The sequence below is a fragment of the Pannonibacter anstelovis genome, assembly GCF_036881715.1.
In the GTDB taxonomy this organism is placed as follows: domain Bacteria; phylum Pseudomonadota; class Alphaproteobacteria; order Rhizobiales; family Stappiaceae; genus Pannonibacter; species Pannonibacter anstelovis.
The window spans coordinates 350951-377485 of sequence record NZ_JBAKBF010000004.1; the positions used below are offsets into that span (position 1 = coordinate 350951).

Sequence of the window (26535 nt, forward strand, 5' to 3'; positions counted from 1 at the left end):
GGTGCCGGACCACCCCCGCACGAAACGCGGGGAGAGAGGCGGGTTGCGCCCGCCGTCATGTCCCTGCGCTGCAACCCCGCGCTGCCGCCGCGCTGCGGCAGCTTCACCAAGGAGATACCCATGAAAAAGCTGCTTATGACAACCATGCTGGTTTCGGCCTTCGCCGCAACCACCGCTCTTGCCCAGACCAGTACGCAGCCCGGCACCCAGCCCGGAACGCAGCAGACGACGCCGGGAACAGGCTCAAACACGGGCGCAACGCCAGGCTTCACTGCGCCTGAAGGCTATGCGCGTCAGGATATCGTGCTGACGGCAGAAGATCTGATTGGCGCGACCATCTATGACGCCACGGGTGACTCAATCGGCTCAGTGCAGGACCTCGTGATTGACTCCAGTGCTTCCGGTGCGGCTCCGCCCCCGGCCAGCACCAGTCCGGGCGGCACGGCAGGCACGCCTCCGGCGGCAGGCACAGACACCACCACCGGAACCGGCATGTCGCCAGACAGTCAGACGGGTGGCACCGGCAGCATGCCGGGCCAGCAGGCACAGCCGGGCACCGGTGGCACAACGGGCGGCGGCTCCGTTACGGGACCTTCCGGCACGGTGCAGCCGACGCCGTCTCCCTCAGCCACGCCCGGGACAATCACTCATGTGCTTCTCGATGTGGGCGGTTTTCTCGGTATCGGCCAACGCCGCGTTGCCATACCGGTGTCTGATCTGACGGTCTATGCCAACAACAGCGAGACCCGGGTCTATCTGCCCTGGACCCGTGACCAGATCGAAGCCCTGCCGGAATACGACCAGACCAATCCGGAGACGCTTGGCCGTTCAGCAGCCCCGCGGGCGAACTGACCTTGCGGTGCCCGTCCCCGCCCCCATCAGGGGGCGGGCACCCCGCCCTCAACTGACGCCGCCCTTCCGCAGGAATGGAAAGGGCAACCTTTCTCAAGCCAGCGAGCGGAGAAGACCGATGAGCCAGCAGCACCCAACCGCACGGTCCGCGAGGATCCATGACCAGACACTCACCCGGGGCGAGGGCGGAGAACTTCACCAGACCGCCGAGGACGGCATGGACATTCTGACCACGGCACAAGGCACGCCGGTGGGGGATGATCAGAACACGCTGCGGGCCGGCGCACGCGGGCCCGTGTTGATGGAGGACCAGCATTTCCGCGAGAAGATTTTTCATTTTGACCATGAACGCATCCCCGAGCGCGTTGTGCATGCGCGGGGCTATGGAGCTCATGGCTATTTCGAGACCTACAAATCGCTGGCCGAATATACCAGCGCGGACATTTTCCAGCGCGCGGGCGAAATCACGCCCGTCTTCGTCCGGTTTTCCACGGTGGCAGGCTCGAAGGGCAGCTTTGACCTTGCGCGCGATGTGCGGGGCTTTGCCGTCAAATTCTATACGAAGGAAGGCAACTGGGATCTGGTGGCCAACAACATCCCGGTCTTCTTCATTCAGGACGCGATCAAATTCCCCGATGTGATCCATTCCGTGAAGCCGGAACCCGACAGGGCCTTTCCGCAGGCGCAATCGGCGCACGATAATTTCTGGGACTTCATTTCGTTGACGCCGGAATCGATGCACATGATCATGTGGGTCATGTCCGACCGCGCAATACCGCGCTCCTTCCGCTTCATGGAGGGCTTCGGCGTCCACACCTTCCGCCTCCTGTCAGAGGCAGGCAAGTCAACCTTCGTCAAGTTTATCTGGAAGCCGAAGTCCGGGATGCAGTCGGTGCTTTGGAACGAGGCGTTGAAGATCAATGGCGCCGACCCGGATTTCCATCGCCGGGATCTCTGGGACGCCATTACTTCCGGACAGTTCCCGGAGTGGGAACTCTGCCTGCAGCTGTTCGACCAGGATTTCGCAGACAGTTTCGATTTCGACGTGCTGGATCCGACCAAAATCATTCCGGAAGAAATCCTCGCACCTGTCCCGGTGGGACGGATGATCCTCGACAGGATGCCGGACAACTTCTTCGCCGAAACCGAACAGGTCGCCTTCATGACGCAGAACGTCCCGCCGGGGATCGGCTTTTCCGATGATCCGCTGCTGCAGGGACGCAACTTCTCCTATCTCGACACCCAGCTGAAACGGCTTGGCAGCCCGAACTTCACCCACATCCCGGTGAATGCCCCCAAATGCCCCTTCGCACATTTTCAGCAGGACGGGCATATGGCCATGCACAATCCGAGGGGACGGGCCAATTATCAGCCGAACTCCTGGGGCGAAGGGCCGCGCGAAGATCCGGTAACCGGCATCAGGACCTATCCCGCGCAGGTGGAGGGCCCCAAGCAGCGCCTGCGTCCGGAGAGCTTTGCCGATCATTACAGCCAGGCGCGGCAATTCTACCTGAGCCAGACGGCCGTGGAGCAGAAGCACATTTCGGATGCACTGATCTTCGAGTTGTCGAAATGCGAGATGCCGGTGATCCGCGAACGCATGGTGGCACATCTGCTCAACATCGACGGCCCGCTGGCCGAAAAGGTGGCCAGCAAGCTCGGCATCGACCCTATGCCGGAACCGGCGGACGCTGCCGTGCCTCCGCGTGATCTGCCGCCCTCTCCCGCCCTCAGCATCTTGAAGAACGCGCCGGCGAGTTTTGCCGGACGCAAGGTGGGGGTGCTGACCTGCGACGGCGCAGACGGAAATTTGCTTCAGGAGCTAAGAACGGCCCTTCAAGCGGAGGGCGCAAAGCTTGAAATCATAGCCCGCAAGGCTGGCGGGATCACCGCTGGTAATGGCAGCTTCGTTCCCGTCACACATCTTATCGACGGTGGCCCCTCTGTGCTCTTCGATGCGGTGGCGTTGGTCCTGACGCCGGAGGGGTCAGACCTCCTGGCACAGGAAGCGCCGGGCAGGGACTTCGTCACCGATGCCTTCGCCCATTGCAAGTTCATCGGCCACACACCGGGCGCAGCGCCCCTGTTTCAGGCCGCTGGGATCGCAACCGATGCTGACGAAGGCGTAGTGCCTCTGGAGACAGGCACAGGCGCCAGCTTTGTCGTTCGCTGCCGCGAGTTGCGGCTGTGGTCACGCGAGCGCGTGCTTTTACCCTGAGGGCCCCAAACCCGGACCGCCGGAACATTCTCCGCCGCCATTTGTTGGACCTCAGAGGAAGCCGGTTGCGTATCCTGTCACATCTCCAGCAAAAGAGAGGACTTCATCATGAGAAACATTATTTATGTGGTCGGCCTGATCGTTATCATCGTGGCAATCCTGTCATTTTTTGGCCTGCGGTAATGGGATATACTCGCATGAAATATTTCCGCACAACAAAGAAAGGTCAGATTAATATTTGACCAGGGAGATAAATCTATGCACGGCATATACACTCTCTGCAGGTTTGGCTTCGCCGCCCTTGCCGGCTTTGCTCTCTATCGCGCCGCAACTGCTCCTGCTTATACGGGTGATTACCCAGATACGGGCGACTATCCGGATATCCGCAACGCCGGTCCGCAGGAGATGAAAGATCCGCCGGAAGAATGGGACAAGGTCGATGAGGAAAGCGACGAGTCCTTTCCGGCGAGCGATCCACCCGCGAATTACTGACTGAGTGTCTGGCCGGCGGGCCGGGACATACTGCAGGTAGACGAAGCGGCCGGTCTGCCTTTAAACCTCATGCGTTCAAAACCTGACAGGTGCGCGCATGAGGATTCTCCATACGGCAGATCTGCATCTCGGGCGGCAGTTCAACGGCCTGCCGCTGGAGGCAGATCATGATGCCATCCTTGGGCAGATCCTTGATGCGCTTGTGTCCAGGGATGCAGATGTCCTTGTCATCGCCGGGGATATTTTCGACCGGGCCGCCCCGCCTGCCCCTGCCGTCCGCCAGTTCAATGCCTTCCTCTCACAGGTCGCCTCTCAGACCCGCGCCGCGGTGGTGATGATCGCCGGTAATCATGATTCCGGTGACCGCATTGCCGCGATGTCCGTCATGACCGACACACGCCGCGCCCTGATCCGGGGTGTCATCAGCGCCAGCGAGATGCCGCTCGTTCTGAAGGATGCGGCAGGACCGGTGGCCTTCACCGGCCTGCCTTTCGCCTATGAGCACGCCGCCCGCGAGTGTTTTTCCGACGACTCCCTGCAAAGCCCGGAAGACGTGCTGCGCGCCCAGATCACCAGCGCCCGCAGCCATCTGCCCGAAGGGGCGCGCTGGGTTGCGGTCGCCCATGCCTTTGTGGCCGGAGCTTCCAACAGCGAAAGCGAACGGCCCCTGACCCGGGCCGGCGGCATCGAGACCGTCAGCACGGAGGTGTTCAACGGCGCCCATTATGTCGCGCTCGGGCATCTGCACAGGCCGCAGGAGGTGGGAGCACCCCATATCCGTTATTCCGGATCGCCTCTGGCTTTCGGTTTCGATGAGGCAGACTGTGAGAAATCCATGAGCCTTGTCGAGCTGGATGCCGGCGGCCAGACCACAGTCGAGGAAATCCCCTTCGCCCCGCTGCGCCGCGTGCGCGTGCTGAAGGGTACACATGCGGAGCTGCTTCAGGCGCCGCCCTCGGGTGATTTCATCAAGGCAATTCTCACCGACGAGGCGCCGGTGATCGATGGCATGAAGCGGCTGCGGGAGGTGTTTCCCAATGCATGCGAACTTGTCTACGAGCGCCATCAGCGCGCGCCGGAGATGAAGTCTGCAAGCTATACGGTGGCAGCGGCCGATCCGGTGACGGTGATGGGCGACTTCCTTGAGCTGGTACGCGGCGGCCGCCTTTCTGAGGCGGAACTGAAGGTTCTCGGCGCAGCGCTGGAGCGCCTGCGCATGAAGGAGGACGCGCAATGAGGCCGGTCAGGCTCACCCTCCAGGCCTTCGGCCCCTACCCCGGCCGGGTTACCATTGACTTCCGCAAGGCAGTCGATGCCGGCCTTTTCGGCATCTATGGCCAGACAGGATCGGGCAAGTCGACGATCTTCAGCGCGATGACCTTCGCCCTTTTCGGCGAGGCCGCCAAGGCGGAACAGGACACCTCCTCGCTGCGCTCGGACCATGCCGATGCGGACATGCTGACAGAAGTCGAATTTGTCTTCGACATCGCAGAGCGCCGCTATGCCGCCCTGCGCCGCCCGGAACAGATGCGCCTCAAGACCCGGGGCGGCGGCGAAACCCGAAGCGCGCATGAAGCCTATCTCTTCGATGCCACAGGCCTGGAGCCGGAGGAGATTTCACAAGCGCAGCGCGGCCGCATCATCGCCGAAAAGAAGGTGCGGGATGTGGATGCGGCCATCGAGGATCTGCTCGGCTATGGCGCGCGGCAGTTCCGCCAGATCGTGCTGCTGCCGCAGGGCCGCTTTGAGGCGTTTCTGGCTGCCAAGACAAAGGAGCGGCTGGAAATCCTGCGCGAGCTCTTCGATGTCTCCCGCTATGAGGCGCTCATGGCGGATCTGAAATCGGAAGCCGAGGCTGCCGAGCGGCATGTGCGCGAAGAGCTTGCCCTGTCCGCCCGGCAGTTGAATGCGGAAGGCTTCGAAAGCTTCGATGCGCTGGACGAGGGCATCGAAGCGGCTCAGGCGCATCTTGCCGGGCTTGAGCTTGCCCTTACGGCAGCAAAAGCCGAAACGGAAGCCGCCGAAAAACGCCTGCGGCTTGCCGAAACCCTTGAGGAAAAGTTCGACGCGGCGGCTCAGGCACAGGCGCGGCTGGCGGAAATGGAAGCACGGCGCCCGAAGATTGAAGCGCTGGCTGGGCTGGTACGGCAGGCAGACCTTGCGCGCGGCCTCCTTGACGCGGAAGAGCGGGTGAAAGACGCATCGGCAGAAACCGCGAAGGCGGCCGGAGCTCTGCGCCTTGCAACAGAGAGCGCAGAGAAAACCGCAAAAGCGGCGGCAGAGGCAGAGGCGGCCCTCAAGCGCGAGGAGGCGCGGTCTGACGAAGTGGAAACACTGCGCCGCCGCAAGGATGAGCTCGTCCGCTACGGCCGTGTTCTGGAAGCTACTGCCGGAAGCGAAGAGACGGCCACTGCCGCGCTGAAGGCCCAGGAAGATGCTGCTGCCAAGCTGGAGACGGCACAGGGCAGGCTTGCCGGCCTGCGGCAGGAGCGTGACCGGGTGCAGGAAACCCAGAAGGTGCAGCGCGAGACGGAAAGGCAGCGCGCCCTTCTCACCGGACAGCACCGGGAGCTTGACGCAAGACATGCGGCAGCATCCGCCTATGCCAGAGCGCTTGAGGAGGTGTCTGCAGCCCGCAACGCGGAAGAGCGGCAGCGGCTTGTTCATGCCGCAGCCCAGGAAAGGGCCGGACAGGCGCATCTGGATCTAGATACTGCAGAGCAGAACCTTTCGGGTGCACAGGCGCTGCATCTGGCCGCATGGCTGGAGCCGGGCTCGCCCTGCCCCGTCTGCGGCGCAACCGAGCACCCGGCCCCCGCCACGGGCGAAGCCGCAAACGCAAACTTGGACACGGCCTTCCGGACGGCAAAGGCCGCATGGGAGGCTGCAAGCCGCGAGGTGGGCGAGGCCGCTGAAAAGCTGGCAGGCCTTAAGGCAACACTGGCGGAGCGGGAGGCGCGCCTTGCCGCGCTTGCACAGCCCGAAGAGCCTGCGCCGCGTCTGGCCGGACAGCTGAAACAGCTGGCTGATGCGCTCAGCGCGCTCGGGCCCGAGGCAGATGCTGCTTCCGCCGAAGACGGTCTTGCCGCGCTGGACCGGCAGCTGGCGGCCCTGGAGCTGGAGCGTGACGGGCTGCGGGACCAGTTCGAGGAGAGCCGCAACAGGGCAACGGCAGCGATCAGCGCCAGGGACAGCCAGCTCGCGGACGTGCCCGCAGCCCTCAGGAGCACTCAGGCCCTTTTAGCAGCCCTCAACAAGGCCTCGCAGGCGCTGGACACGCTCGTGGCCGGGCAGATGGCAGCCGCAACAGCTGCCCGGACAGCACGGGAAACGGCACTGGCGGCTGCACGCGACCTCGAGAACGCCAAAACGCAGCATCTGAGCTGTCAGGAGCGGCAGCAGAAAGCAGAGGAGGCTTTTTCCGCAAGGCTTGCCGCTGCGGGGTTGAGCCTTGATGCATTCCAGTCTCTCAAACCGGCGGTCGCAACGCTTGAAGCCGACAGACAAGCTGTCGAAGCGTTCTGGCTCGAACACCGGAGTGCGGAAGACGCGGCCAAGGCAGCGGTGCTGGCGATTGGTGATGCCAGCCGCCCGGAGACTGCCCGCCTGCGCGCGGAGCATGCAGCCTTGACCGCGAAGCTGACGCTCGCAGCAGAAGAGCGCGCAGCGGCAGCCAGCCGGGCGGCGCACCTCGAGCGCGTCAAGACTTCCCTGTCCGCGATGATCGGGAAGGCAAAAGCCGCGGAGGCTGAATCAGCCCCCTTGCGCGCCCTTTCAGCACTTGTGAATGGCGCCAACCCGCAAAAGCTGACACTCGAGACCTTTGCCATCGGCGCCATGTTCGATCAGGTGCTGGAGGCGGCCAACCTGCGGCTGGCGCCGATGACGGCGAGCCGCTACCGGCTGGAGCGCGACATGGACGGCACGGGCGCCGGCAAGCGCGGCCTTGGCATTCAGGTCTTCGACATGCACACGGGCAAGGCACGGGGCACAGGCACGCTCTCGGGCGGGGAAAGCTTCATTGCCGCCCTCGCCCTCGCACTTGGCCTTGCCGATGTTGTGGAAGGCGCTAGCGGCAAGGTGAGGCTCGACACGATCTTCATCGACGAAGGCTTTGGCAGTCTCGATACGGAAAATGGCTCCGGCACACTCGATCAGGTGCTGCAGGTGCTGGGAGCGCTGGTCAGCCAGAACCGGGCCGTCGGCCTGATTTCCCACGTGCCGCAGGTGCAGGAGGCCATCCCCAACGGCTTCCACATCCGCAAATCCGCCGCCGGCAGCAGCATCGAGGAACGCGGTCTGCCGTGATGATGCCCTGAAGCGCTTATGCGCCGGGCTCCGGAGGGATTCCCTCTGCGGAGCCCGGCCATTCGTTCCAGCGCCCGAAGCGGGCCTTAACTCAGTCCTTTCTGAGCGTCAGGGCCGGATTATGGGCGAAGAAGTTGTGCGGCATGATGTGGACGGTCTTCCACTCCGTCGACATGACCGGCCAATCCTCCATGCGGGGAATGTGGTGGAAGCCGGCGCTGAACCAGGTCACGATGTCCTGCCCCATCAGGCTCCTGTCCTGCTTCACCCATTCGGCCAGCGTATCCGAACCGTCGCTCTGCATGGCGAACTTGCCGCCCGCATAGCGCTGCTCCGGATCATGGACCGTATTCCAGACCGAGTATTCGATGTAGGCGTTGCGCTTCATCGGCGGATCGTTGGCAAAGTCGAAAGGCCCATAGGCAACATTGCCATGATGGATCATCCAGCCCGGCTCATGGCCGAGGTAGCCCTCACGCGAGGGGTTCGAGATATGGAAGTAGCGCGGCTGCATGGCCGAGATCTTGTAACGCGCTTCCAGTTCAGTCTTCGGCATGTTGTGCTCGACCGTCCACATCGACTTGCGCGGTGAGGACGGGTCGAGCTTCGCAGGCACGATGTCCATGGTGGAGAAGTGGTTCACCGGCTGATCGACGTCAAAGTCGATGCGGAAGTTGAAATAGTGATCGTGATTGGCCGCGACGAGATTGGGCGCGATCAGCGTGCCATATGCCGTGTCCTCCTTTGCCGTCGCATCCTTCATTGAGGCGGAAACAACGCCCTTCACGGCATCAAGCCCGGTGGCCCCGACATAGATGTTGATCTGCCCGTTCTGCTGCAGGCGGTAATCGATGAGATAGTCGTAGTTGCCCACTTCCGAGGCGGTGCGCACCACGAGCTCCGTTGCAGGCCGCCCTTCTGCCGGAACAGGCGTCTCCGGGGTCTGGGCGAAGACCTCGAAATGCCGCCAGGCCGGATCACCGGTGTTGCGCTCGAAGACGCAGATGGCGTCGGGAATGACCAGCGGTGCCCCCTTGTCATCAGCAATGGTCGCCGGAAGGAAGGTGGCATGTTTCGGGCAGTCGATCCCGGCCCGCAGCGGGCTCAGGAACAGGCCGAAGCCATATTCACCACTGTCCATGTAGGTGCGCCAGTACCAGCCCTCGGTCGGGTCCATATAGGGCACGAAGACCTCGGACAGATGCGCCTGATAGATGACGGACCGCCATGTTCCCTGATCATTCACATCCAGATTGGAGATCACGAGGCCCGGGCGCTTGTCGACACGGAAGTTGAAGCGCCAGATGTCCCATTCAAGATGGCTGCCCTTGACCGTAAAATTGGGGCCGCCCTCCTGCGACAGTGTGGCGGAATTGGACTTCGGGCGCAGCGGCAGGCGCGCGGCCACTTCCTCCTCCGTATAGCCCCAGCCATCCTGAGGCAGCGCAATGGCTCCGGTGTCGATGACACGCTGCACCTCCTTCTTGCCGATATCGTAGATGGCAAACAGCCCCTCGATAGGTTTGGCATAGAAGTTGGAGCCGTCCGGCACCTTGTAGCAGGGCACCTTCATCAGCCGGGAGTTCGTGTATTCCTCAGTAAAGAAGTTTCCTCCCGTGAGAGGCAGGCAGAAGGCCTCTTCCGGCTTCACCCCGCGCCGGGCAAGGCCCGCCACCATCTCCGGATGGCTGAGAGCGCCCTCCAGCGCGTCGATGAACTCCGTGAAAAGCACCATAGGCTGGCCTGCGGCCTGTCCGTTGCTCTCAACCGTGCCTTGCGTGATGTTGACGACCGCCTCGCCAAAGCCGCCGGCATTGGTGAAGTAAACGGTTGCCTTGCGGTCGAGGCTGGAGCCTTCGGTCCAGGCCAGAACATCCGCCTTCGGCGGCTCCTTCAGCTCGATCAGCGGATAGAGCGTGTCATCATCCGCGACCTTCTGATCGCGCAGGATCTGGTTGATCTTCTGATATTCCTCCGCCGTCAGTCCATCGAGCGGATGGGCTGCTGCCCCAGAGGCCAAAAGCCCCGCACCCAGTCCGAGAGCCAATGCTCCGGACGCAAGATGTCTTGTCAGTTTCATCCGTGTTCCCTCTTGTTTTTTGCTGTTGTCCCAAGGCCGCTGATGCTGACGCATCGCGCCTTGAAAAGCTCAAGCTTCCGGCCACCGGAAGGCTTCAGGGATCCGATTGTGCAAGCGGGCTGGCCATCAAACTTGGACGAAGCCGACAGGGCCATTGCAAAAAACCGTCAGCTGCCGTTGGCGGCAGTCTTTGGAGTTGCACCGTATTTCTTGCGGAACTCACGGTGGAAATAAGACAGGTCATTGAAGCCGCAGTCTAGCGCAATGGAGGTGACTGTCTCGCCTGGACGGCCGCGGCCACCCGTCAGCCTTGCGTGGGCAAGGGCAAGGCGCCGCTCAAGCAGGCGCCTGCCCGGCGTTTCACCGAGCGGCTTAAAATGGCGCTGCAGCGTGCGTTCGGACACATTGAGCCGCATCGCCAGCTCCCGCGGCCCGAATGCCGGATCGGATCTGTAGCGGTCGATCAGCTGCAGGGCACGGGACAGAAGCCCGGTGCCGCGTTCCGGCAGACCACCTGCCCGCATGGAACTGACATAAGCGCCCAGCAGGCTGAACATGGCCTCGCCCAGTTCGGTATGGGCACCCGGACCGGCCGACATCTTGGAAAGAACCGCCCGCATCGCCAGCCAGAGCGGATCGCTGCGGGAAATGGGCAGGCCGCCATCGCAGGCATGGCCGAAACGCCCGGTAATCTCGTCCCGCGGCAGATGGAGGGAAATCTGCCTGGACTGGACGGTGCCGTATGAGAATTCCGAAGGCCTGGCCGCGTCGGCCAGGAACATGTCCCCGGCTGACAGCAAGGTGGAGCGGCTTTCCTGAGCGATCCGGCAGCAGCCGGTCTCCTGCACGATCAGGAAGAAATGCTCGCCCGGCGCCCGCCGGATCGCCCGCGCATCCCGCACGACGGACGATGCATCGAGAACAACGGCGGCTGTGTCGAATGGCCCGGTGCGGCGGCCGGAGACCTCGCCATGGATGACGCCGCCCGGCCGCTTGGTTTGCAGGGAAAAGGCACCGCAGACCCTGTTCAGGTCCGCCTGCAGCTCCTCGACGGGCACCGGCCGGTGCTGAGTCGTCGTCAGCGGCTCCATGGCGTCCTCCCCGTTTCCGCAAAGCCCTTCAACCCGCCTATCTCAGCACAGTTTGGGGGCTTTGCCTATTACCAGCCACAACGCAGGGGCTGGGAGGCAACGGCATGAAGACGCCGGAGGGAGACGCTCAGGCCCGTCCGCGGGCGAGGGTCTTGCGGTATTCGGCAACCGGAAGGCCGCCGATGCCCCAGTCTTCCATTGCCACCTCGTCAATGACGACAAAGGTCGTTGCCGGGTTCTTGTCCAGCACATCGCTCAGAAGGCGGGTCACGCCCTCGATGAGACGGGCCTTCTGGCTGGCCGTTGCCCCTTCACGGGTGATCTTGATATTCACGTAAGGCATGGCGGCTCCTTGGAGTTTGCCCGGAAAGAAAACAAAAACAGGGACTAAGGCTGGCGCTCGATGATCTGAAAGACCTTGGCGATGATCCTCCATTGCCCCTCGCTGCGCACAAGGGTCAGAAAATCCACGAAGTCCCGCTGCCCGATCGAGCAGCGCACCCGGGCAAAGGCCGTGTTGTCTCCGGCCAGCTCGATGGCATCGATGTGATCGCGGCGCGGCTCGCCTCGCGAAGCCGGTGACTGCCGGGCCGCGACAACAGGGACATACTCTTCCATGGTGCGGTAAAGCAGCGGCGTCTCATCGGCGGTGGCATAGATTGCCCTGGGATGAAAGACGCGCTGCAGGATGCCTGTGTCGCAGAAATACAGGGCGTCGAAATAGTCCTGGAGAACCGCGTAGACTTCGTGAAAAGCCTGTGTCATGCGGCTTCTCCGCCGGGCAGGCCTTCTTCCTGCATCGCCTGCCGCACCGATGCGCGTTCCGAAATCCGGGCCAGATAGGCGGCCGCATGCGGCCAGCGTGCCAGGTCCACGCCGATGAAACGGGTCCAGTTCAGCACCACGGCCAGATAGGCATCTGCGACGCTGAACTGGCTGCCCAGAATAAAGCTCCGGCCATCGGCCAGCCCGTGCTCGACATCACCGATGCGCCGCTCCAGCTGGGCTGAGGCCGCCGCCTTCTCCCCATCCGTGAGCGGCTTGCTGCGGAAATAAGGGCTGAATGCCTTGTGCAGTTCCGAAGCGGTGAAGTTCAGCCATTCCTGCAGGCGCGCACGCTCTACGGTGCCCGGGGCAGGCGCAAGGCCGGCCTCCGGATGGCTGTCGGCCAGAAACTGCAGGATCGCGGGATTTTCCGTCAGAACGGCACCGCCCTCGATTTCCAGCGCGGGCACATAGCCCTTCGGATTGATCTTGAGGTAGTCGGCGCCAGAGCCGGTCAGGCCGGCTTCGGTATCGACCTTTTCTGACGTGAAGGGCAGTCCAAGTTCATGCAGAACGATCCGCGATGACATGGAACACGCGCCGGGCTTGTAATAGAGCTTCATGAGAAGGGTCCTCGCTGTTGATGGCTGGAGGTTAGGCATTCCGGTTTCCCTTGCCAACCTGGTTTCTATCAGTTACCTGATTATCAGGTTTCTCCGCAGTAACCCCACGAACAGCCAAGGCAGCGGCCGGTTCCAGACATGAGCCTGAAACTTCGCAAGAACCACAGCGCACGGCCGCCCACCCCCTGTGCCCTGACCGAGTGCATGGCCATCATTGCCGGGGCATGGGCGCCGAATGTGATCTGGCATCTGCGTGCCGGGCCGCGGCGGTTCAGCGAGTTGCGGCTGGATATCCCGCCGGTTTCGGCCAAGGTTCTCTCCCAGCGACTTCGCGAGCTGGAGAGCAAGGGCGTCCTGACCCGCACCATCCAGCCCACCTCGCCGCCTTCCGTCGAATATGCACTGACGCCCCTCGGCGAGGAGCTGGTCCCCGCGCTGGATGCCATAGTCGCCGTGGGCCACAAACTGAAGGCAGCCTCAGAGAACGGAGCGGATAACGGCTGAAGGGTTGGGCCGGTTGCAGAAGGTCCCATATTTCGGGATGGATGCCGGGCCCTGTTGATCATCCGGAATACGGACAGCCCTGCAAACACAGTCTTGGCCGGACGCCCCCCCCCCCGCATTGCCACTAGGCGCCCCGGCGTCCGGATCACGGGCTACCGCCGCCAACGGGCGCGCGCATCTCGCCCATCGCACTCGAAGTGGATGGCGCGTTCAGATTAGATACGTGCCGCCCCACCAGCGATTGCCTCCTAGCACGCAAGCGCGAGCGGGCGCCACCAGCAAAGATGTACTGACTTGTGGCATCCAGCCGCCCGCAACCGGAGCGCTTCGGTCGAAGATTTTTTGCTGGTGCATAGGCCCACGAGGATTTATAATCAGAAATTATAAATCTAATGGACTTATTAAATGCTTCTACTTCGGCACTATGAGTTGCTCGTTATCCTGGCTGAAGAGTTGCATTTCGGCAGGGCGTCGGAGCGCCTTGGCATTTCCCAGCCGCAGTTGACACTACAGCTCAAGCAAATGGAAGAGCTGATTGGTGCAACCCTGTTCGAGCGCAACCGCCGCAATGTCGGCCTTGCTCCGGCGGGGCGGCTGCTGCTGCCGGAGGCGCGGGCCGTGTTGCGGCATGCGGCAAGGGCCGAAAGCGTTGCCATGCGCGCCGGGCGGGGGATGATTGGCGAACTGGCGCTCGGCTACATCGGGGCAGCGGCCTTCAACGGTGTTTTGACCAATCTCGTGCGCGGCTTCCGGGAAAAGGCACCCGACACCCAGCTTCGCCTGACGCTGATGGACCTCGACAGGCAGATCCCCGAAGTTTCGGCCGGCAATCTGGATGCCGGCATCGTCCGCCTTCCGTTTCCCAACATGCCGGACAATGTGATGATGCGCACCCTGTGCCAGGAGCGGCTGTGGATTGCCATTCCGCAGAACCATCCACTGGCAGAGGACGATACGCCCGTGCATCTGGCCAGCCTTGGCGGCGAGCCCTTCGTCGCAACCCATCTGCCGCCGAACACGGGCTTTGCCGCCGCCATGCACCGGGCATGCGCAAGGGCAGGCATCACGCCCGATGTGGTGCAGCGCTCCCCCCAGTTTGCCTCGATCGTCAGCCTTGTTGCGGCAGGGCTGGGCGTCGCGGTCGTGCCGCAATCCATCCGGAATTTCCTCATGCCCGGCGTGGTCTACAAGCCGCTGGCCGATGTGGAGGAGACCGCCAACATTTCCCTCGTCTATCAAGTGGACCGGCAAAGCCCTGCGCTGGAGCTTTTCCTGTCCTGCCTTGATGACCTTTCCCTTCAGGAGCCCGCCAATTGACCCGCGAAACCTTCACCGCCCTTGATGGCCTTTATCATGGCTACCGGCCGGCTGCAGACGGCGCTCCGGTGCTCGTGTTTGCAAATTCCCTCGGCACAGATCTGCGGGTCTGGGACAGGGCCGTTGCGCGGCTGCCCGCCGCCTGGGGTCTGCTGCGGCACGACAAGCGCGGCCATGGGCTGAGCGCGGCACGCCCCACCCTGTCGATAGAATCCATGGCGGATGATCTGGAAGTCCTGCTGGACCACTATGGCATCACCCGGTTCGTGGGCGTTGGCCTGTCCGTTGGCGGGCTGATCATGCAGCGGCTGGCCCTGCGCCGCCCGCAAGCCATGACGCATCTTGTGCTGTCCGATACGGCTGCAAAGATCGGCGCCCCCGAACTCTGGAACCCGCGCATCAGTACCGTGCTGTCCGAAGGCATTGCTTCCATAAGCGATGCCATTCTCTCCCGCTGGTTCGCCCCCGGCTATCAGACCGGCGAAGATTTCCAGATGTGGCGGGCCATGCTGGAGCGGACACCGGCGGAAGGTTACGCGCAGGTCTGTGCCGCCATCCGCGATGCGGATTACACGGCGGATCTGGCCAGCATTACGCAACCCACCCTCGTCATCGCCGGAGCCGAAGACGCCTCGACGCCGCCCGCTCTGGTGAAGGCCATGGCGGATCAGATCAAGGATGCGCGTTTCGTGGAAATCGCAGAGGCCGGCCACCTGCCCTGCGTCGAACAGCCGGAGCGTTTCGCAGAGCTGCTCCGCGCCCACATCGGCGTCTGAGCCAAGACATAATGCAGCAAGGGGAGCGGCCCGGCGGGACCGCTCCCGCGAGTGGTGACAAATGGCCTTGCTTCTCTTTCGTCATGGCCAAGCGTGTCTTGGTCATCTGCAAGACATTGACTTGTATAGGTTCCCTGCACAAGGCTGAGGATGACGATGGAGAAGCCGGGGCCCTGTTCCGGTTAGAGATCCAGCACTTGGTGTCTCGTCTGGTTGGGGTACGCTTGATGGTGCTGTTTGGCCGTGAAGCGATCAGAGCGGGCTGGCGTGATGAGCCAGGCAGCGGTTAGCTACTGGCTTGCATGCCACGAGCTTCCCATCATGGCGGTATATAAATCTCAACTCTGAATAAAGCGCATCTCAACTTGCTCTTCACGGGCTGGCTCAATAGATTTCAAGTAGGCAATCTATTGCTTTGATTCATCCTTGTTTCCATCGTGCTCAGCGCTCGCCGCGCGGCCGGGGCGGGATTTTCGGATAAAAGAAACCGGTTCGTCGAAATGTATGCCTCCAGCGTCCGCCGCCTGCTTGAGATGTATCCTGCGGGTGCATCTCAAGAGCAACTGCTTTGGCGGCTAAAGTCTACGGGACTGAGGGCATCGGCTGCGGACATTCTCCAGGCGCTCAACGAACTGTCCGGAAACGGCGAAATTCACATTATCTCTGGAGATCGCTGGGTCCTGTCCCGTTTCAACGGTGGGCCTGATCCGAAGGGCGGCAACGGCAGCCCGGGTCTGCCGGGACGCGCAAGCGATGATGCGCCAGTCCTGCGCGCCGTCCGTGGCCAGTATTCGCGGATGGAGCCTGAAACCGTCAGCCCGCTGCCCGAAGCGTCCGCCTCCCGCCAGATGCCGCTGTCCGGCATCTGGCGGGAGCTGCTTGCCTATTACGCTGCAACGCAGCGCTCCGATCCGCGCGGCAGGATTCTGCAGCTGGCATCAAACCATGGCACATCGTGGCAGATGGTGTCGGCTGCGGGAGACTGGTGGAGCAACGCCCTTGTCCGCGTGCCATTGGAGAATTTGCCGGAAACGTTTCGAGAGGCGCTCGTCAAAAGGCCGGAGCGGACCGGCGCGATCGGCTATCCCCTGACGCTACTGGACTCCACGGGCGGCATGGAAGTTCTGCCGGCACTTCTGCTGCCAGCGGAATGGGAGGTGACGCATGATCACCTCAAGATCATTGTTAGAGCAGCCGACCCGGTGATCAATCCCGAGTGGCTAAAGAAGGTGACCGCACGCAAACGATGGAAGGCAGAAGATCTGACAGACCGGCTCTTCCCGGAAGGTGAGGAGCGCGACCTCGGATCTGTGACACGGCGTCTGCGGAATGTCGCAGCAACCCTTGGCGCTGGCAATCTGGCAGCCGGGAAACTCGACGATATCATCACGGCTGACAAGGAGGGCATCCGCAACGCTGCCGCCCTGTTCCTTCCCGCAGATAGAACCTACACGCAGGGCACGGCCAATGACCTTGCTGCGATGGCTGACATGCCAGTTGATGAGACACGTGGAACCGCGATGGAGGCGCTTTTCGCAGATGAAGGCCTGAGCGGGCCCGATGAAGATGATGCAAAGCTCCTTCAGCTCCGCGATCTCACCGACCGGCAGTTCGCCGCAGCCTGCGATATCCTGACCAAGCCGCTGACTGTGGTGCAAGGACCGCCCGGAACCGGCAAAAGCGACGTTATTGTTTCGGTGATCGCATCTGCGGTGGCAGCAAGGCAAACGGTGCTTTTCGCGTCCAAGAACCATCAGGCGCTGGACGAGGTGGAGCGCCGCCTGGCGGATATCTGCGGGGATAGTCCTGTTGTCATCCGTGGCCGGGATGCCGAGGGAGAGCGCGACACCAATTTTCTTGCCGAGCTGAAATTGCTGGCTGCATCTGAGCCCGTCTCCGGGCTTGCCACCGAGATGCCTGGCTTCAAGCAGGCTCGCGCCCTGACTGAAGCCAAAGCCATTCGCCAAAAGAGGACGCAAAGCGAGCTGGAAATAGCCCGCCTTCTGGATCGGCTGGTGCGTCTGGAGGGCTCCTCCGGCACACATGATGACAAGAAAAGTGACAAGCGTTTTCTTTGGAGCTTGGCGGACTGGATTGTCTCGCTATTTCGGAAAAACAAACCCGGCGGGACCCCAGCGTTCGATCCAGGCAAGGCCACACCGGAGGAGCTAAAACGCCGTCTTACGCAACTTTACGCCGATCTGGAGCGCTTGCCGCCTATGCCGGATGGGGATTCCCTTCCCGCAGTAGATGCCGATTATCTTGAAAAGCTCACTGGGGAACTGCGCCCGCTGTTTGCCCAGATTACTGGCCTTGATGCAGGCGAGCGAAAAACGCTGCTCGAAGGCATCAAGGAGCTCGAATTCTCCGGCATCACCAAAGCACGCAGTCTCGCAGCAGAGGAGGCTCGCCTCCTGTTGCGGCACCGTCCGGTCTGGGCTGTCAGCACCCTGTCAGTGCCCTCGCGCATCCCGCTGGTTGCCGGCCTTTTCGACCTTCTGATCATCGATGAAGCAAGCCAATGCGACATTGCCTCGGCACTGCCACTGTTCTTCCGGGCCAAACGGGCGGCTGTTGTGGGCGATCCCGAGCAGCTTTCCTTCGTGCCGCAGCTTTCTCTCCAGCAGGAGAATGCGTTGATGGATGCGGCCAAGCTACCGCGAGCAGGACGTGCGCGCATTGCGCAGAGCAAGAACTCTCTTTTCGGCTTTGCGGACATGCGGCCTGCCAAAGCCCATCATTTTCTGGCGGACCAGTTCCGCTCGGCACCGGGCATCATCGGCTATCTGAATGATGAATTTTATCAAGGCCGTCTCACTGGCCGGCGCGATGACGACGAGCTGGCGAAGGCTCCAGGCTACAAGGCGGGCATCGAATGGGTGGATGTAAAGGGCCAAACCACCCGCGTCGACGATCAGAACCTGAATGAAGCTGAAGCGGAAGAGGCGGCGCGGCGCATTGCGCTTCTGGCGTCTGACCACACATTCGAGGGCTCCATCGGCGCACTGTCGCCTTTTGTCGGTCAGGTTGCCGGAATACGGCGGGCGGTCGACCGTCTGCTCCCTGAAGAGCTTCAGAAGCGCGTCCGGCTGAAGATCGCCACCATCGACAAGTTTCAAGGTGGCGAGGCTGACGTCATCTTCTTCTCGACAGTCTACACGGAAGGCGCGCCCTTCGGGGTAACCAACTTTCTGGCAAAGGAAGCACGCAGGTTCAACGTGGCGGTCAGCCGCGCCAAGGCCGTTTGTGTCGTCATCGGCGATCTGTCTGCTGCCCGCAAGTCACCGATCAAGCCTCTATGGCGGCTGGCGCATCATGCAACAAGTCCGGGCCAGCGCCGCCGCGAGGGCTTCGACAGCGTCTGGGAAGAGCGTCTTTACAACGCGCTGGTGCGCCGGGGTCTGAAGCCCGAAATCCAGTATCCGGCCGGCAACCGGTTTCTCGATATCGCCTTGTTTCACAATGGCGTGAAACTCGATGTCGAAGTGGATGGCCGCGCCTGGCACACCGATGCCGATGGCAACCGCAAGGTGTCGGATGTGCTGCGCGACAGGGAAATGAAAGCCCGCGGCTGGAAGGTCCGCCGCTTCTGGGTGTCCGAAATAGACCGCAATATGGAGAAGTGCCTTGAACTCATCGACTCCGACCTCGGACGCCGTTGATCCTTCCGGACGCAAGCCGGAACGCTCCTCGTTGTGGGCGATCTCGCTTGTTTTCGCGATGGTCACAATCCTGTTCAACCTCGCGGCAATCGTCGTGTTCATGGAGCGCCACAAGGTGTTCAGCGAACGCGAAATGAGTGTCTCGGCTGCTGAAAACCAGACCCGTGCCGAGCGCGCCGATCTTGACGCACGCATCGCAGCTCACCGGAACCTTCAGGACGATTTCGCCAAGACGCAGGAAGACCTGGGAAGAAGCAACGCCATGCTTGTCGATCTGAACCGTCAGCTCGCCAGCAAGGAAGCCGAATTGCAGACGCTTGAAAATGCGCGCGAAGAGCTGCGAAACGTGACGCAGGAGGCCGCGAACGCCAGGAGCGAGCTGCAGACGGCGACCGCCGCACGAGAAAAGGCTGAAGCGGAGCTGAAAGACCTCAGGACGCAGATCTCCGGCGTTACGGCGGATCGTGACCGGCTTCTTTCCGATGCGGCAAAGGCGCGGCAAGACAAGGCGGCGGCCGAGCAGGAGCTTGCAACCGCCAAGGCGAAGAGCGGGCCTGCATTGGCCGAAATCAAGAACCAGCAAGACCGGGCACTTGCCGCCAAGAAAGACACAGATGCCCAGCTTGCAAAGGCGCAGTCCGATCTGACGAAAGCCGCCACCGAACTGCGGCAGGCTTTGAACGATGTTGCCAAGGCGCAAAGTGACCGCCAGATCGCCGAGAGTGCGAGGGATGCCGCACGCGAAGCGGCTGATGAAGCCTCTGCCAAGCGCCAGCGTGATGAGGATGACGCCGCAGCAGCGCGTGAACGGCAGGTCGCGGCAGCCAACGATCTCGCAAATACGATGGCCCAGCAACAGGCGCTGACTGACGGCCTGCAAAAGCTGGGGCCGCAACTGGCCGCGCTGAACGCATCCATTGAAGCTGGCAGGAAGCAGTTGGCGGATGTGGAGAGCCAGCTATCAGCTGCACGGCAGCAGTTGCTGACCGCGAGAAGCGAGAGCGACCGTCTCACTGCCCTGCAGAGCGGCCTGGCAAGGGTTTCGGGCGAGGTGGAAGCTGCAACGGCGCGGCAGAAGGAGCTGATGACCAGCATCGGCAGCCTTACCGTTCAGCGCGACAGCCTCCAGAGCGAAGTCACTGCACTCACCGCCCGCAAGGCAACACTTGCAGAGAAGGGCATGGAGGTGACCGCTCTCGACGAGACCATTGCGCAACAAACGAAAACGCGATCGGAACTCGAAGCCGCCCTGGCTGCCCTGCGGCAGAGCCTCGCCGCCGTACCTCCGCCGAACACGGCGCCAATCGGAACCACGCCCGCAGCAAGCAATACGCAAGGACAATAACTGATGCTAGAGATACTTGCCTCCAGTCCCTACGTGCTGCTTCTGATCTTTCTCGCGGCCATTCTCGCCACAGTCGTGGGCGTCGTATCCATATCGCTTTTCGAAAGACAGCGCCGGAACATGCCTTTTGTTTCGACCCTGATGGACCTTGAGGACCGCATCAGCAGGCGCAAGAGCGAACTGGTTGAGAAGGAAATCGCTCTTGAGGAAATCAATCGCAAGATAGGCGCCCGCGAAACCATTGCCGCCGAAATCGGCGCACTGGAGCAACGGCGGGAGTCGCTCCTGCTGGAAATGGACGGACTGGCCGATGCAAGGGTGCAGATCGATGAAGTGAAGCGGCTTGCTGCAGAAGCAGCTACGGAGCTTGCCGGACGCCAGGAAGCCCTTGAACAGGTTCGGACCGAGCTGGAGAACCTGTCCGGCACCCTGTCGAAAAAGCAAGCCGAATTGGCAGGGCTTGAGAAGGAAATCAATGACCGCAAGGCGAAGATGGAGGACATCCCTGCCGGTCTGGAGGCCAAGATCGCGGAACTGAAGGCCGAGCAGGACACCATCTTGCGCGAAGTCGATCAGCTGCGCGCCGAACGTGGCGTCCTGCTTGGCGCGCGTGGGGAGGTAACGGAACTGACAGCGTTGAAGGCAGCGCTCCAGAACGATGTCGAGCAACTGAAAGACCGGCTGACAAAACTGGACAGCGGCTTGCGCGAAGCGGAGGCAAACCACACCCGCATCCTCCAGCAGACAGCGCCTCTTGAAGCCAGGTTGCAGCAGTTCAGGCACCTTGATGACAAGGTCCGCTCTCTGGAAAGCCGCAAGACCGCTATCGAGGAAGACATCGAGCGGTTGCGCTCCGAGACTGGCGATGGAACCGCAAAGGACGCCGTCTTTGACGAGCGTGTTCTTGAAGACTTGCGCTCACCACCCAGCGTCCTGAAGACGACCCGTTCGGCCTACCGCCCGGCAGGAGAGGAGCAAGCCCTTCATGATGTCCGCCAGCATCTTGCCGCGCTGAACCTGACTTACCCGGACCGGGTGGTCAAAGCCTTCCATACCTCGCTCAAGATCAACGATTATGCCCAGTTGACCGTTCTCGCCGGCGTCTCCGGAACAGGCAAAAGCCTGCTGCCGCGGCGCTACGCCGAAGCGATGGGCATCCGCTTCCTGCCCTTTGCTGTCGAACCCCGCTGGGACAGCCCGCAGGATCTTCTGGGCTTCTACAACTACATCGAAAAGCGCTTCCGGGCCACCGATCTGGCCCGGGCGCTGGTCCATCTGGATCCATACAACACATCGGGCCTGGCCTCTGGTGGCGCTAGCGGGCAATCGTACGAGACGGTTCCACAGCGCAAAATGCAATTCGGGCTGACGGCCAATGCTCCTGCCGGGCAATCGCACCACGACGACATGATGATCGTCCTGCTCGACGAAATGAACCTCGCTCGCGTCGAATACTATTTCTCGGAGTTCCTGAGCCGTCTCGAGGCGCGGCCGATGTATCGGAAAGAGCTGCCGGAAGAGGCACGCCGCGATGCCATGATTCCGATCGACATCCGTGGCCGTGAGGAAGGTCCGGTTCGTCTTTACCCCTCCCACAACATGCTGTTTGTCGGCACGATGAACGACGATGAGAGCACTCAGTCGCTTTCCGACAAGGTGCTCGACCGTGGCAACATCATGCAGTTCGCGGCTCCGGAGGACTTCCCGGAAGTCAAGACAGCCGAAAGCGGGCCACCGCCAGACCGGCGTCTTTCCTTCGGAACCTGGCGCAGCTGGATCAGGCAACCTGCACACCTTGCCCCCGGCGATGCAAGCAAGGTCCTCAAGACAATCCGGCGATTGGCAGAGATCATGAACGATTGCGGGCGCCCTTTCGGGCATCGGCTCCATGCCGCGATGAGCGCCTATGCTGCCAACTACCCGCAGGAAAACGGGCATCCGGCCGATATCAGAAAACCTCTGGCGGATCAGATCGAGCTGCGGATCATGCCCAAGCTTCGCGGTTTGAGTATCGCTGATCACATCGAGATATTCGATGACCTGCAACGTCTGCTTCGGGAAGAGTTGAACGACAGCGACCTTGCACAGCGTTTGGGGGAAATCGTCGAACGTCAAAACGAGGGTAGCGGCATGTTCAACTGGCGCGGCATGACAAGAACCACGGGCAATTGAGCCAATGACGTTTCTCGACCTCTGGTTCCGTCCCTGGGCCTTGTCTGACCGGTCAAGATCATCCTATCTCGACATTGCCGGCGCGACTTCTGTGGTCGAGGTTCTGGAAGACTGCGCACCGGTTATCGTCACGGATGTTCCAGGCGGACCGCGTATCGATGGCAGGACCGGGACATGCGAGTTTGTAGCCAATGTTGATGGCAAGCGGCAAGCCTGGCTGCCGCCCATTCCGGTGCGGCAGGCCAAGGGGCTTGTGATTGAAGGGCCCTCGGGCCCTGTCCATGTGGTGCTGAAGGCGATTCCGGATGCACCGGCATCCGAAGCCAGCCCCGATGCCAGCATTCAGCCGGGCGATGGCGATGTTCTGATGTCGCGGATCAAGCGTGTCTGGACCCGGCTGCGCGATGTCGAAGACGTCATTGCCGACCCTGCGGCGATGTGGAGGCACCTGTCGGAGATCTGGCTCAAATCAGAAACGGATGAACGTCCCAGGATGGACGAGATCGTCAAGCAGGCCCGGGCTCTCCCCAATGTCATAGAACGGCTGGACAAGACACCCCGCCGGATTCTACGCCGCGTCCACAAGCAAATGCCTTTGTCGCGCGTGCAGGAACTGGACCGCCGGTCCATGACATGGCTCATCCGCCAGCCGGGTGACACGATTGCCCAGCAAGCGGGCGACCGGCAGAAGATCATGGCCGTCGCCCGGGAGGAAAACTTCAACACGCTCGAGAACCGGGTGCTTCTGGCCTATGCCAGGCTGGCCCGGCGCGTTGCGTCCGATTATGTGCCAGCGCCATCGGACAAGCGCCCGCGCCGCAGCCGCGAAGTTCAGGTGCGGGCCTACGGAAAGCGCTGCCGGCAGCTGGCAATCGACCTTGCAGCGAAAGGCGTTGTTGAGGCTCCGGCAGATGTCACACCCAATTTCGTGCTTCTGAACAATCCTGATTATTTCGCGATCTGGGACGCATGGAACAAACTGCTGAAGCGCAAACGCATCATGGACGAGCTGTGGCGCTGGCAAACCCGTTCATGGAACGAGTTCTGCGCTCTCTCGGTCATCGTTGCGCTGCAGAACATTGAAGGCGCCCGCGTTGTAGCAACCTCGCCTGTGGTCTTCCGGTCAGAGCAGGTGAGAGGGTGCTGGGTTGACAGCATCAATCCACTCGGGGTCATCCATCTTGCAAGGCAACAGCTGATCGTGGAGGTAGTTTACGACCACAAACAGCACGGGTTCGAACCCTGGTGTACGCCACTGTGCATTCGCGTGGGCAAGGTGGGTGATGCGCGAAGCTTTCTGAGGTCGATCCTCATCTGGCCGCTCTGGAACAGCCAGGGCAGCACACCGGAACACCGCCTGCTTGAACTGGAAGCTCTCCTGAAGGACGCACCGCGCACCCAGCAAAAGAGCATATCCTCCATTGGCGGAATGCTGGTGATTACACCAACGGATGGCGATCACAGCACGCTGTTGACCTCGCATCAAAGCGCTGCACTCTCGCTCGGTCCGGCGGGCGGCGGCCTGCGTGACGGTTTGAAGAATCTGGGTGTTGCGCTGCTTCATCTCCTCTCGGACAGGGAAGACGGCTGATGCGGCGGATTACCGGACTGGATATCAATGGCTGGCACGACTTTGCCGTGCATGATGCAAAGCCTGACGCGGACGACGAGACCGCAGCCGGAAGTTCAGCGCTCAACATCATCGATGGCGGCACCGGCACTGTTGTTGTTGCCATGCACGATCCCGATGCAAAGGACGTTACCCCGCATTTCATTGGCGGTCCGCAGGCCATGCATTCGCCCATCGGCCGTGGCAATGGCTGGGGAAAGACCGGAGCGCCGAAGCGCCGCATCTCCGTCCGCTCCCTGCTGGAGGACCTGCTCTCTTCAAATGACGGCAAGGAACGCGCCGCCCAATGGCAGGCGACCACCCTGGCGCTGACGGCGCAGGCTGACGAGGTCGTAGCCATAGTTCCCGATCGCGCAGAACTGGACGAGACACGGCAGGAGTTCCTGCTGAATGCCCTGCGCAGACGCGGCGTATCCATTCGCCTCCTCTGGCATCCAGTCGCCACATTGCTGGCCGCACTTGAGGAGAACCTCATCCCCGCGCCCCGCGACGGCATGCGGGTTGCCTGCATTGACCATTCAGACAATGGCTATGTGCTTCAGGTTTTGACATTACGTGCCCTGGAGGGTCACCCCGGTCTTTTCGCGCCCGAACGGGCAGAGACGGGCAAGGTTGTTCGAACCGGACCCGATGCCTTCGGCCTGCAATCCCTTTTCACACAGGCAGAAGCCGCCGTACATGCGGCCAACCCCATGGCAGAGTTCGACAGGCAGGGCCCGAGCCGCATGGCATGGGAACTTCTGCTGGAGGATGTCCCGCCGGTTGAAGAGGAGATCATTCGTCTCGACAACGGTTCATGGACGTCATTGGCGCCGCCACAGACTGATCTTCACACTGTCCAGTTGCGCCTTCCACCGCTGGACCTTGCCGATGCCTCTGCCGTTCTGCTGACCACTCCCGTTGGAGCCGGACTGCGGGAACCCATTCGCAGGGCGGTGGCGGCGGCAGCAGGTGGCAGACCGGTTCTCCTGATGCCGCGGGAGGCTGCTGCAACAGGTGCCCTGCTTGCCGGGCGCCGCATCGAGCAAGGCATCCCGCATTATCTCGATCGTCTGGAACAGGTTTCGCTCGCCGTCCTCGAAGGTCAAGATGTCGTGCTGACCGACCTCGTGCCGGCCAATGCCCTGGTTGCGGCAAACCGGGAATATGTTTCCGCACCGGTTACAGGTCTTGGCTGGCCGGCGGGTGCCCGCAATGTCACCTTCTACCTTCGAAAGGGAACGGAATTCCGGAAGTGGACCACCACAGATGTCTCTCCCCCCTCTCGCAACCAGCCGGTAGAGGTTGCCTTGCGGCAAATGCCGGCACAGGGGCGGGCGGCGGTTTTCGTCACATCGAACGACTGGGACGTTCTGCGTTCCCGTCCTGTCTTCCTCGACTGGTCAACACTGGAGCATGATCCCCGATCCTTCGAAGAGATTGCAGAAGAGCTCAAGCCGAAGCCTGTTGTACCGGAGAGGGTAACCGGTTTTGCCCATATCGACCGGTGGACCGGCAGTGATCGTATTGCTGCCTTCGGGCCGTTTATCCCGGAATTCGAGCTACGGGACGCGGCAAGACTGCGTGATTTTCTCAAGACAGCGGCCCTGATCAATCCTGGCAGGCCTGAAGCCGGATCTACACGAGCCCATCTTCTCGACTTCGATGGCGAGCCGCCCGAAGAGACTGATGCAGCGTTGGTCAAGGCCCTGGACCGTGCGCTGGCTGTCGTTTCGTCAGCCTGCCTGTCAGCAGTCTCCAGCCGCCGCCCCTTGCCGGACAACACCCTCCTTCTGGCCGCCACCTGGGCTTTTGGACGCTGTCCGCTTGATCTGCAGGACGAGATCCTGAAAGCAGCGCATGCTTATCTCGATTCAAGGCCGCATGTGTTCCTTGAGACCAGATCGGCTTCGACCGTCATACTTCACGGCATGGGCCGGATCATAAAGGAAAAAAGCCGTCTGGAGCGGGCCATCGACCTTCTCCTTCGTCAGCAGCCGTCGAAGGGCAATGTGGCGGCAGCTCTCGCGGCGCTCCTCAGCCGTCCGGTTGCAACACCCGCCGTTCTGACGGAAGAGCGCATGGCAAAAACGGCGAAATTTGTTACCACGCTTCTCATCGAACAGCGGAAAATCCAAAAATTCGATAAAGTTCTAAACTACGCGCTTCGGATCACCGGCGGCCTCCTGCGGTGCCGTGAGCAATATCCATATGCGCTGCTTCGGCAGCACTCGAAGGATGCAGACGCAATATGTGAGCAGCTGGCGGGCTTGAAGCTTTTGATGGAGCGCAACGCCGCCAGGATCAAGCAGATAGATACAAAACTCGGCATCATCGGCAACCTGATGGAAATGCTGTCCGGCTCCGGCGGAGACAGCCATATTCTCATCAGCATTGACGGTCTGGACGCGGACGGTGATGATGATGCTGCCTAAAGCAGCTCGACATTCTGCCGGCAAACGCGGTGCCATCAGCGGTACTTGAACAGACACTCTCGCAAGACCGCTGGCCTGTGTTGTGTGTGCAGCGGTCAGATTTTACCGCAAGCTCCTTCACATCGCATTCCGCACAACGCCTGAGGCTCCCTGCATCGCTGATGTGTATCGACCTTGCACTCTGCGCGCTGAACCGGTTTTTAAAATGATACGAATATGTACTCGATGTAATTTTTTATCTTGCGCCCGAAAAGTGATTTTGCTACATACTCGATATCACTTTTGG

The 26535-nt window shown here is 61.7% G+C and carries 18 protein-coding genes; 13 read left to right on the plus strand and 5 right to left on the minus strand.

From position 1 onward, the window contains the following. The first annotated feature begins 120 nt into the window (after positions 1-120). The 5 genes from V6L75_RS09220 (at position 121) to V6L75_RS09240 (ending at position 7870) form a co-directional block, all read left to right on the plus strand. A complete protein-coding gene (locus V6L75_RS09220) occupies positions 121-852 on the plus strand; it encodes a PRC-barrel domain-containing protein (RefSeq protein ID WP_334251211.1) in 732 nt (243 codons plus the stop codon). A 118-nt stretch (positions 853-970) separates the two neighbouring features. Continuing rightward, entirely contained in the window at positions 971-3070 is a 2100-nt protein-coding gene (gene katE / locus V6L75_RS09225) for a catalase (protein ID WP_334251212.1), read from the plus strand. A gap of 258 nt (positions 3071-3328) precedes the next feature. Beyond that, on the plus strand, positions 3329-3562 hold the full coding sequence (locus V6L75_RS09230) for a hypothetical protein (protein ID WP_334251213.1): 234 nt from the start codon (positions 3329-3331) through the stop codon (positions 3560-3562). 97 nt (positions 3563-3659) lie between these two features. Next, positions 3660-4799 carry an exonuclease SbcCD subunit D gene (locus V6L75_RS09235; RefSeq protein ID WP_334251214.1) on the plus strand — a complete coding sequence of 380 codons (1140 nt, stop codon included), beginning with the start codon at positions 3660-3662 and terminating at the stop codon, positions 4797-4799. Further along, a complete protein-coding gene (locus V6L75_RS09240) occupies positions 4796-7870 on the plus strand; it encodes an SMC family ATPase (RefSeq protein WP_334251215.1) in 3075 nt (1024 codons plus the stop codon). Before V6L75_RS09235 ends, V6L75_RS09240 begins: the two co-directional genes overlap by 4 nt. Positions 7871-7961: 91 nt before the next feature. On the opposite strand, the gene V6L75_RS09245 is transcribed toward V6L75_RS09240, so the two are convergent. The 5 genes from V6L75_RS09245 to gstA all read right to left on the minus strand — a co-directional run bounded on the left by V6L75_RS09245 (position 7962) and on the right by gstA (position 12429). After that, complete coding sequence (locus tag V6L75_RS09245; RefSeq protein WP_334251216.1) at positions 7962-9950, minus strand: copper amine oxidase; 1989 nt, start codon at positions 9948-9950, stop codon at positions 7962-7964. 167 nt (positions 9951-10117) lie between these two features. Continuing rightward, positions 10118-11041, minus strand: a complete 924-nt coding sequence (locus tag V6L75_RS09250) for a helix-turn-helix domain-containing protein (protein WP_334251217.1) — start codon at positions 11039-11041, stop codon at positions 10118-10120. Between the two features lie 127 nt (positions 11042-11168). After that, on the minus strand, positions 11169-11384 hold the full coding sequence (locus V6L75_RS09255; RefSeq protein ID WP_334251218.1) for a tautomerase family protein: 216 nt from the start codon (positions 11382-11384) through the stop codon (positions 11169-11171). 44 nt (positions 11385-11428) lie between these two features. Then, positions 11429-11806, minus strand: a complete 378-nt coding sequence (locus V6L75_RS09260) for a nuclear transport factor 2 family protein (protein ID WP_334251219.1) — start codon at positions 11804-11806, stop codon at positions 11429-11431. After that, positions 11803-12429, minus strand: a complete 627-nt coding sequence (gene gstA / locus V6L75_RS09265; protein WP_334251220.1) for a glutathione transferase GstA — start codon at positions 12427-12429, stop codon at positions 11803-11805. The genes V6L75_RS09260 and gstA overlap by 4 nt, the downstream gene beginning before the upstream one ends. Before the next feature lie 138 nt (positions 12430-12567). Between gstA and V6L75_RS09270 the strand changes: the two genes are divergently transcribed. The 8 genes from V6L75_RS09270 (at position 12568) to V6L75_RS09305 (ending at position 26249) form a co-directional block, all read left to right on the plus strand. Further along, on the plus strand, positions 12568-12933 hold the full coding sequence (locus V6L75_RS09270) for a winged helix-turn-helix transcriptional regulator (RefSeq protein WP_334251221.1): 366 nt from the start codon (positions 12568-12570) through the stop codon (positions 12931-12933). 405 nt (positions 12934-13338) lie between these two features. After that, complete coding sequence (locus V6L75_RS09275) at positions 13339-14250, plus strand: LysR substrate-binding domain-containing protein (protein ID WP_334251222.1); 912 nt, start codon at positions 13339-13341, stop codon at positions 14248-14250. Beyond that, positions 14247-15026, plus strand: coding sequence for a 3-oxoadipate enol-lactonase (gene pcaD, locus V6L75_RS09280; protein ID WP_334251223.1), 780 nt, complete (start codon positions 14247-14249; stop codon positions 15024-15026). The genes V6L75_RS09275 and pcaD overlap by 4 nt, the downstream gene beginning before the upstream one ends. A gap of 500 nt (positions 15027-15526) precedes the next feature. After that, complete coding sequence (locus V6L75_RS09285) at positions 15527-18688, plus strand: AAA domain-containing protein (RefSeq protein ID WP_334251224.1); 3162 nt, start codon at positions 15527-15529, stop codon at positions 18686-18688. Continuing rightward, positions 18654-20033: a coiled-coil domain-containing protein gene (locus V6L75_RS09290; RefSeq protein ID WP_334251225.1), complete on the plus strand. Its 1380-nt coding sequence runs from the start codon at positions 18654-18656 to the stop codon at positions 20031-20033. The genes V6L75_RS09285 and V6L75_RS09290 overlap by 35 nt, the downstream gene beginning before the upstream one ends. 33 nt (positions 20034-20066) lie before the next feature. After that, the gene (locus V6L75_RS09295) at positions 20067-22205 is read left to right on the plus strand and encodes an AAA family ATPase (RefSeq protein ID WP_334251226.1); all 2139 of its coding nucleotides are present in this window, start codon (positions 20067-20069) and stop codon (positions 22203-22205) included. Between the two features lie 4 nt (positions 22206-22209). Beyond that, entirely contained in the window at positions 22210-23796 is a 1587-nt protein-coding gene (locus V6L75_RS09300; protein WP_334251227.1) for a hypothetical protein, read from the plus strand. After that, entirely contained in the window at positions 23796-26249 is a 2454-nt protein-coding gene (locus tag V6L75_RS09305) for a hypothetical protein (protein WP_334251228.1), read from the plus strand. The genes V6L75_RS09300 and V6L75_RS09305 overlap by 1 nt, the downstream gene beginning before the upstream one ends. Positions 26250-26535 lie beyond the last annotated feature (286 nt).